The organism is Colwellia sp. E2M01 (assembly GCF_018860585.1).
Classification (GTDB): Bacteria; Pseudomonadota; Gammaproteobacteria; order Enterobacterales; family Alteromonadaceae; genus Colwellia.
The window spans coordinates 43,747-52,238 of record NZ_JAHKPR010000064.1 but is presented as its reverse complement, the minus strand read 5'-3'; the positions used below and the strand labels follow the sequence as shown (position 1 = coordinate 52,238).

Annotated in this window: 7 protein-coding genes; 3 read left to right on the top strand and 4 right to left on the bottom strand. The window is 36.4% G+C overall.

From position 1 onward, the window contains the following. The first annotated feature begins 155 nt into the window (after positions 1-155). The gene (hrpA, locus tag KO502_RS12570; protein WP_354668330.1) at positions 156-4,274 is read left to right on the top strand and encodes an ATP-dependent RNA helicase HrpA; all 4,119 of its coding nucleotides are present in this window, start codon (positions 156-158) and stop codon (positions 4,272-4,274) included. A gap of 130 nt (positions 4,275-4,404) precedes the next feature. Next, positions 4,405-4,704, top strand: coding sequence for a PilZ domain-containing protein (locus KO502_RS12565; protein ID WP_216022907.1), 300 nt, complete (start codon positions 4,405-4,407; stop codon positions 4,702-4,704). A 119-nt stretch (positions 4,705-4,823) separates the two neighbouring features. Here the strand turns inward: KO502_RS12565 and KO502_RS12560 are convergent, their stop codons facing one another. Then, positions 4,824-6,014 carry a class I SAM-dependent methyltransferase gene (locus tag KO502_RS12560; RefSeq protein WP_216022906.1) on the bottom strand — a complete coding sequence of 397 codons (1,191 nt, stop codon included), beginning with the start codon at positions 6,012-6,014 and terminating at the stop codon, positions 4,824-4,826. A 121-nt stretch (positions 6,015-6,135) separates the two neighbouring features. Between KO502_RS12560 and KO502_RS12555 the strand changes: the two genes are divergently transcribed. Next, entirely contained in the window at positions 6,136-6,405 is a 270-nt protein-coding gene (locus tag KO502_RS12555) for an acylphosphatase (protein ID WP_216022905.1), read from the top strand. 20 nt (positions 6,406-6,425) lie between these two features. On the opposite strand, the gene KO502_RS12550 is transcribed toward KO502_RS12555, so the two are convergent. From KO502_RS12550 to cysK, 3 genes are all read right to left on the bottom strand, one after another. Further along, entirely contained in the window at positions 6,426-6,635 is a 210-nt protein-coding gene (locus tag KO502_RS12550; protein WP_216022904.1) for a DUF1653 domain-containing protein, read from the bottom strand. Positions 6,636-6,676: 41 nt separating this feature from the next. Next, positions 6,677-7,117 carry a hypothetical protein gene (locus tag KO502_RS12545; RefSeq protein ID WP_216022903.1) on the bottom strand — a complete coding sequence of 147 codons (441 nt, stop codon included), beginning with the start codon at positions 7,115-7,117 and terminating at the stop codon, positions 6,677-6,679. Between the two features lie 235 nt (positions 7,118-7,352). Beyond that, the gene (cysK, locus tag KO502_RS12540) at positions 7,353-8,333 is read right to left on the bottom strand and encodes a cysteine synthase A (RefSeq protein WP_216022902.1); all 981 of its coding nucleotides are present in this window, start codon (positions 8,331-8,333) and stop codon (positions 7,353-7,355) included. Positions 8,334-8,492: the final 159 nt, after the last annotated feature.

Below are 8,492 nucleotides of genomic sequence, written 5' to 3'. Positions count from 1 at the left end.
TTAATCAAATTGGTATTATCTATCTTATTAAAAATGTATTAATGAACAGAAAAGAGGTTAAGCTTGTAATAAACTTTATATTATTTACGCACTGTAATTACTTAGCTTTACTGGTAAAATGAGCTTTTAATTTTCTATTTAGGTTTGTTTTTTCCGTGTCGACTGAATCTTCTGTAATTTCTATATCCCATCTACAAAGTCTTTTTGAACTACTTCCACAAGCTAAAGCCTGTGATGTTGGACGATTCAAAAACCGATTACTATCACTCAAAAAAGCATTTAGTCAAAGCGTTGTTAAAGGCTCGAATAATAACTTGCCGCCTGAAACTGCTTTGTCAGATAAACAAATTAAACTTGTTGGTCAACTTCAACAGGCTATTGTTAAATCTATTGAAGATAAACAGTACAAACTTAATAACTTACCTAATATTACTTATCCCGAAGGTTTACCTATTTCAGACAATGCTGCTGAAATTGCTGAGCTTATAAAAGCGAATCAGGTAGTTATTATTGCCGGTGAAACAGGCTCAGGTAAAACCACGCAAATTCCTAAAATATGTCTTGAACTTGGTCGTGGTGTCGATGGGTTAATTGGTCATACGCAACCTCGCCGTATTGCAGCAAGAACCGTAGCTAATCGTATTGCTGATGAGTTAGGCACGCAATTAGGTGAGCAGGTTGGTTATAAAGTTCGCTTTAACGACCAAGTTAGCGATCAAAGTTATATTAAGCTGATGACAGACGGTATTTTACTGGCTGAAATGCAAAAAGATCGTTTACTGCGTAAATACGACACCATCATTATCGATGAAGCCCATGAACGTAGTTTAAACATCGATTTTATTTTAGGCTATTTAAAACAGATATTAATAAAGCGACCTGATCTTAAATTAATTATTACCTCGGCAACCATTGACCCACAACGCTTTGCCAAACACTTTGCTAATAAAAAAGGTGAATTAGCGCCAATTATTGAAGTGTCAGGTAGAACGTTTCCGGTTGAAATGCGTTATCGACCTTTAAATAACCGAATTGATGAAGATGGCGAAGAGCAGTCGCAACAAGATATTGATGTTATCAGCGGTATTTTAGATGCGGTTGATGAGCTCAGTGACTGTGGGCAAGGTGATATCCTTATCTTCCTTAATGGCGAGCGCGAAATACGAGATACTGCTGCAGCACTAAATAAAGCTAATTTACGTCATACTCATATTTTACCTTTGTACGCGCGCTTAACGGTGGCCGAGCAAAACCAAATCTTTAAACCTCATACAGGCCGTAATATTGTATTAGCAACCAACGTTGCTGAAACCAGTTTGACGGTTCCTGGTATTAAATACGTCATTGACCCAGGTACTGCACGTATATCACGTTACAGCTACCGCACTAAAGTACAACGTTTACCTATTGAGCCTATTTCTCAAGCGAGTGCTAATCAGCGCTCTGGACGTTGTGGTCGTGTTTCTGAAGGTATTTGTATTCGCTTATATTCTGAAGACGATTATCTTAGTCGCGCAGAATTTACCGACCCAGAAATTTTACGTACCAATTTAGCGACCGTTATATTACAAATGCATGCGCTAGATTTAGGTGATATTGCCAACTTCCCGTTTGTAGAAGCGCCAGATAACCGAAACATTACTGACGGTATTCGTTTACTCGAAGAAATCGCCGCTGTTGAACCCGCAAAACCAGCTAAAGGTCGCGGACATAACACTAACCAGATATCAAAAACAGCAACACAATTAACTAAATCTGGGCGCTTATTATCTAAATTTCCGATAGATCCGCGTTTAGCTAAAATGGTGATTAGTGCCATTGAGTTTGGTTGTATTGAACAAATCCTAATTATTGTTAGTGCGTTAAGTATTCAAGATCCGCGAGAAAGGCCGCATGAAAAACAACAACTCAGTGATGAAAAACATAACCGTTTTAGAAATAAACAGTCAGATTTTGTTAGTTTATTAAACCTTTGGCAGTATATAAACGAACAGAAAAAAGATTTAACACAAAACCAGTTTAGAAAGTTATGTCAAAAAGAGTTCCTTTCTTACGTGCGTTTACGTGAATGGCAAGATATTTTCACGCAGTTAAAAATGACGTTAAAAGAGCAGAAAATAAACTTAACTTCCGTTAACTACCAATTTGTTATGGCAAAGCAAGAGCCAGGGCAGGCAGTTAATAAGTCAAAAGAAGCAGAAGTTGATTCAAGTTTAATTCCTGTACACCAAGCCTTACTTTCTGGTTTACTAAGCCATATTGGTCAACAAGATGAAAACCGTGAGTACAAGGGCGCTCGTGGCATGAAGTTCTTTATCTTCCCAGGCTCAGCGTTATCAAAAAAATCACCTAAATGGTTAATGTCAGCGGAGCTTGTTGAAACCAGTCGCTTATTTGCGCGTATGAACGCCAAAATTGATCCTTTATGGCTTGAGCCACTTGCACAGCATTTAGTGAAAAGAAATTACAGTGAGCCACACTGGGAGAAAAAACAAGGTGCGGTAATGGCCTTTGAACAAGTCACTTTATATGGCTTAAGCATTGTTACTAAACGTAAAATAAACTTTCATAACATTGAGCCTCATACGTGTCGCGAACTATTCATTAGAGAGGCATTAGTGAATGGCGATAGCACAATTAGAGAAAAGTTTTTAAATAGAAATAAACAGCTAGTTGAAAGTATTGAAACCCTTGAACAAAAAGCTCGACGTCGAGATTTTTTAATTGACGAACAACAGCTTGTAGATTTTTACAGTAAAAAGCTTCCTGAAAACATAGTTTGTCAACGTAGCTTTTTAGCTTGGTGGAAAAAAGAAAAACACAGCAACGGGCAGCTACTCGACTTTACTAAAGCTTTTTTATTAAATGAGTCAAGTGAAGAGTTAACTGCGGCTGAATACCCCGATCTGTGGCAGCAAGAAAGCCTGACTTTACCGCTTAAATATCACTTTAACCCTGGCGATATTGACGATGGTATTAGTGTTGTTATTCCTGTGGCTTTATTAAACCAAGTACAAGATATTGGTTTTGATTGGTTAATTCCAGCGTTAAGAGAAGAGCTTGCTATCGCCTTAATTAAAGCATTACCTAAAACCCTAAGACGTAACTTTGTGCCGGCACCTAATTATGCACAAGCTTGTTTGGCCGCAATGCCAGTTGAACAAGGCAGTTTACATGAGGCTTTAGCAAAACAACTACTACGCATGACAGGTGTGCGCTTACCTGAAGATGCTTGGCAAGATATTAGCTTACCTATGCATTTAACCATGAACTTTCAGGTAATTGATGATAAAGGTAAATTATTAAAACAGGGCAGAGACCTTAATCAACTAAAATCTGAACTACAAGGTAAAGTTAAAGCAACCATTAAACAAGTCGCTGAAAAGGGCATTGAACAAGCTGATTTAACTCAGTGGGATTTTGGTAGCTTACCTTTAGGCTACGAAAAGAAAGTCGCTAATATTACGATAAAAGCGTTTCCAGCCTTAGTTGATCATAAAAACAGTGTAGCCATTGAGCTTTTCGAGCAAGAGCAGCATGCACAAGTGGCTATGTTAAAAGGTATCAGTCGGCTTATTTTATTAAATATCCCAACGCCGTTAAAATACTTACAAGAAAAACTGCCTAACAAAGCTAAACTTGGTTTGTACTTTAATCCATTTGGTTCAATTAACGACTTACTACAAGATTGCATTCAAGGTGCATGTTTGTCGTTAGTGAATGATTTTTCTAATCAACAAAATGATGGGCAATTACCAAGAGCAGAAAAAGAATTTGCTCAGTGTTGTGATTTTGTAAGAGCGGAAATAGCGGACTGCGTTTTAACGGCTGCAATAAAAGTAGAACGTGCGTTAAGCCTACGTCATGATGTCACGAAAAAAATGAAAGGCAGCGTACCATTAAATGTCATTCAATCACATGGTGATATAAAACAACAATGCGAGCAATTAATCTTTAAAGGTTTTGTGAGCGCTTCAGGCTTAGATAAACTCGATGATATTATTCGTTATTTACAAGGTATGTTACGTCGTTTAGAAAAACTACCAATAGACCCTAATCAAGATAGGTTAAAGCTTATTGAAGTGAATAAAGTAAATGATCATTATCAACAAATCATTGCTAAACAGCGTAAAGATAAACCAATTGAGAGTGAGTTATTGGCTACTCGTTGGTTAATTGAAGAGTTGAGAATTTCATTATTTGCCCAAAACTTAGGAACAGCATCACCAATCTCAGTTAAGCGTATTTTAAATCACTTAAAAGCATTTATGTAAAGTTTTGATAATATAGATTTACTTATCGAACATAAATTATAGCATGAGGTTTTTTCGTACGGTTAGTTGACACTTGTTATTTTGCTCCGTATAAATAATAAGATAATAAATAATATATCTGGATGAGCAAATGAAAGGGTACGATGATAAACGTGATTTCTATCGCATGATGTTAAATACAGAAGTAACTGTTACAGTGATAGATGATGAAGTAAATACTACAATAACCGCTACTTGTCGTGATTTAAGTGCGACAGGAATGGCTGTTGAAATGGAACATCCATTATCAATCTCTACACATGTTCGCGTTAAAGTTGATTCAGCAGGTGGTCAAGTTCAACCACTTGATGTTAGTGGCAGAGTTGTCCGCATTGAAGAAGAAGGTGCTAATTGTTATCTGATAGGTATTGCTATTGAAGAAATTGATTAACTTTATTATTACTGTAACTATCGATAAATTTAGATAATTAATGCAAAAATTGTTAGAAAAAAGCCAGAGTTTACTCTGGCTTTTTAGTATTCAAAGATATATCGCTTGTAAAATGTGTTTTATTCAACCTGACACACTAAACCTTTAAGGTAATAACCTTCAGGATAATTACTTGAAATAGGGTGATCTGCCGCTTGTTGTAATCGTTCAACAAAATACACATTTCGTTTAGCATCTAAGGCGGCATCAGCAACCACTTTTTGAAATAAACTGGCTTCCATCAAGCCAGAGCAAGAAAACGTTAATAATAAACCACCAGGCTTTAGTAGTTGCATGGCTAACATATTAATATCTTTATAACCTCGACAGGCACCTGTTAGTTGCGCTTTCGATTCAACGAACTTAGGCGGGTCTAAAATTATCATATCAAATTGACGCTTTTCTTCTCGATACTTTCTTAATAACTTAAAAACATCTTCCTTAACAAATGAGACATTACTATCAGATAATCCGTTTAATGCTAGGTTGCGTTCACCCATATCAAGTGCCGCTTGTGATACATCAACATTGGTGACTGCTTTGGCGCCATTGGCAGCACAATGTAATGAAAACGTACTGGTATATGAAAAACAATTTAAAATAGTTTTATCTTTAGCAAACTTGCCTGATGCAAGGCGAGAGTCACGTTGATCAAGGTAAAATCCTGTTTTATGACCCGTTGCTATATCAACATGTATTTTTATGCCGTGCTCTTCAATAATACATTCTGTAGAGTCTTGAGGTTCAGTTAACCAACCTGTAACGGGCTCTAAACCTTCTTTTTTACGTACATCGACATCTGAACGCTCATAAATATGACAACCAGGGTAAAGCTCAGTCAAACAATCTACAAGAGTATAACGATGAAAGTCAGCACCGGCGCTGAGTAACTGGCAAACAATAAAGTTGTCGTATTTATCTATTGTTATTCCAGGTAAGCCATCAGATTCTCCAGCAATTAAGCGATAGCCTGTTAAGTTACCTTGCTTGATAAACCAATCACGTCTCACTTGTGCACTTTTGAGTTTGTTAAGGAAAAAATTACGATCGATTTCTTCACTTTCATTAAAACTCCATACTCGAATTCTAATTTGTGATTCAGGAGAGTAAGCACCTTTAGCTAACCAATTACCTTTACTATCGAGCACATCAACAGTGTCTCCTAGCATGGGTTTACCTTTAATTTTGTTTACTGCTTTCGAAAAAATCCATGGGTGTTTACGTAATAAAGATTTTTCACGACCAACATTTAAAGAAATTCTTGCTGACATAGGTCTATACTTATTATTTAATCAGAGGGAAGGAAGTTGTGCCGATCTTAGTCGTTACTAGAGTGAGGTGCAAACTTTAGGGCAATAAATATGGATTTAAGTTTTAAGATGAGAAGAAAATATGAATGTTAGTTATATTGTACATATTTCTGGCAAGGTACAAGGTGTGTACTTTAGAGCTTCGTGTCAACAACAAGCGATTGAATTAGGCTTAAGCGGTTATGTAAGTAACTTAGCTGATGGAGATGTTGAGGTGTTGCTATGTGGCGAACAGACTAACATTGATAAAATGTTAGTCTGGTTAGCGCAAGGACCTGAGGAAGCAGAGGTGACTAACTTAACCCATAAACAAATAGCACTGCAGTCATATAGTTTCTTTTCTATTAATTAATACGGTAGTTGTATATACCGTTACGGCTTTATATAGGTAAAGCGTTTAAGTATTTTGCCGTCACGCTCTATCGTTTCATCAAACATAGTTAACGGTCGTAACCAAATATCTTCTTTGTTATCAGCTGGATGATAAACCACCATATACTCTTCAGTTTCACTGTGTCTAGCAAGATGCAATACTTGGTAAAAATTACCTTTAAAATGTTGGTAAGTACCTTTTTTTATCATAATAGTTTCTTTTATAACGTGCTTGTGTGGGGGGATGTCTATTAAAATGGATCTTTTAATATTTTATCAATGTACCATTTTCCGTCTCTTTGAATAAAAGCGAGTCGTTTCACTTCTTTAATCAAATTACCATGGTAATAGCCATCTAAATAAATGGTGATAATAGCATTACCTTTGAATTGTTCCCGTACTTTCACGCCATCTGTATCTGGTCTTACTTCCACAGTATCATACGACATATTAAATAAGTGGCGACCTACTGCTTCAGGTGAACGGTAATGAAGGATTAAACGTGCTAATTTCGGATTACAAACTGATGCTGCTTTTTCTACGTTTTTTTCATTGTAGATGGCATTAAAAAAAGCGATAGCAACATTTTCTGGATTATCGACATCGTTAATTTTTTCTGGATCTTCTTCACCACAGCTACTTAATAATAGGCAGGTGAAAAGAGTAATAAGTAAGGTTTTAACTGCGTACATTGTCGACCATATATAATATAGATGTTCATTAAATAATAACGTAATTAAGTGCTTAATGTGAAGTTAAAATAAAATGGATATATCAGTTAATCGTTAATAATAACAGTTTGGATAAATTTGCGGTTAATCTATAGAAAGGAAAAAGATTGATATAAATAAACAGGCATTAAAAAAGGCACCGAAGTGCCTTTACTATTTTTAGTCATTTATTTTTGCTAATTAAAGCAGTAATAAATTACTGAACTAGTTCTTTTTCACTGAAGCTTTCACTAAAAAGTGCGCTTGATAAGTAACGTTCAGCAGAGCTTGGTAAGATTACAACAATGTTTTTACCTTTATTTTCTGGACGTGCAGCAAGGCGTTTAGCAGCAACAACAGCAGCACCAGAAGAAATACCAGCAAGAATACCTTCTTCTTTCATCAAACGGTGAGTCATGGCAAAAGCATCTTCATTTGAAACAAGTTCAACCGCATCAACCATTTCAAGATCTAAGTTACCTGGGATGAAACCAGCGCCGATACCTTGAATTTTATGAGGACCCGGTGTTAAAGTTTCACCAGCTAATGCTTGAGTAATAACAGGTGAATCAGTCGGCTCTACAGCAACAGTTTGTATTGCTTTGCCTTTCGTTAATTTAATGTAGCGGCTAGTACCGGTAAGAGTACCGCCAGTACCAACACCCGCTACAAAGATATCAACGTTACCGTCTGTATCATTCCAGATTTCTGGACCGGTTGTTTCTTCATGAATTTTAGGGTTTGCAGGGTTGTCAAACTGGCCTAATAAAACGTATTTATCAGGGTTCGAATCTCTTAATTCTTGCGCTTTAGCAATCGCTCCGCCCATGCCTTTAGCACCGTCGGTTAATTCAACTTTTGCACCTAATGCAACAAGTAGTTTACGACGCTCTAAACTCATTGTACTTGGCATAGTTAAGGTTATACCGTAACCACGCGCAGCAGCAACAAATGCTAAAGCAATACCTGTATTACCACTAGTTGGCTCTACAATTTCTTTACCCGGACTTAATAAACCTTTTTCTTCAGCATCCCAAACCATGCTTGCGCCGATACGACACTTAACACTAAAGCTTGGATTTCTTGCTTCAACTTTAGCGTAAACATTAGCGCCACTGTCAGCACCAATTACGCGATTTAATTTTACTAAAGGTGTATTACCAATAGTTGTTGTATTGTCATCAAAAATTTTAGACATGTTGGATCCTGTGAATTAGTTATTTAACAGCATAAGATTAGCGAGTTGTTTTAAAAAAAGAAGTGATATTTTGTTATAACTTATAATGCGATAACTAAAAGTTATATCACATTAATTCTTTAATGTTTTCAACGCTCAACTTATACCTATATTATTTAA

What these genes read in the sequence shown, in the direction of transcription:
- KO502_RS12565 (WP_216022907.1), top strand. Translation starts at nt 4,405, where the DNA reads ATGAAAGGGTACGATGATAAACGTGATTTCTATCGCATGATGTTAAAT.
- KO502_RS12560 (WP_216022906.1), bottom strand. Translation starts at nt 6,014, where the DNA reads ATGTCAGCAAGAATTTCTTTAAATGTTGGTCGTGAAAAATCTTTATTA.
- KO502_RS12555 (WP_216022905.1), top strand. Translation starts at nt 6,136, where the DNA reads ATGAATGTTAGTTATATTGTACATATTTCTGGCAAGGTACAAGGTGTG.
- KO502_RS12550 (WP_216022904.1), bottom strand. Translation starts at nt 6,635, where the DNA reads ATGATAAAAAAAGGTACTTACCAACATTTTAAAGGTAATTTTTACCAA.
- KO502_RS12545 (WP_216022903.1), bottom strand. Translation starts at nt 7,117, where the DNA reads ATGTACGCAGTTAAAACCTTACTTATTACTCTTTTCACCTGCCTATTA.
- cysK (WP_216022902.1), bottom strand. Translation starts at nt 8,333, where the DNA reads ATGTCTAAAATTTTTGATGACAATACAACAACTATTGGTAATACACCT.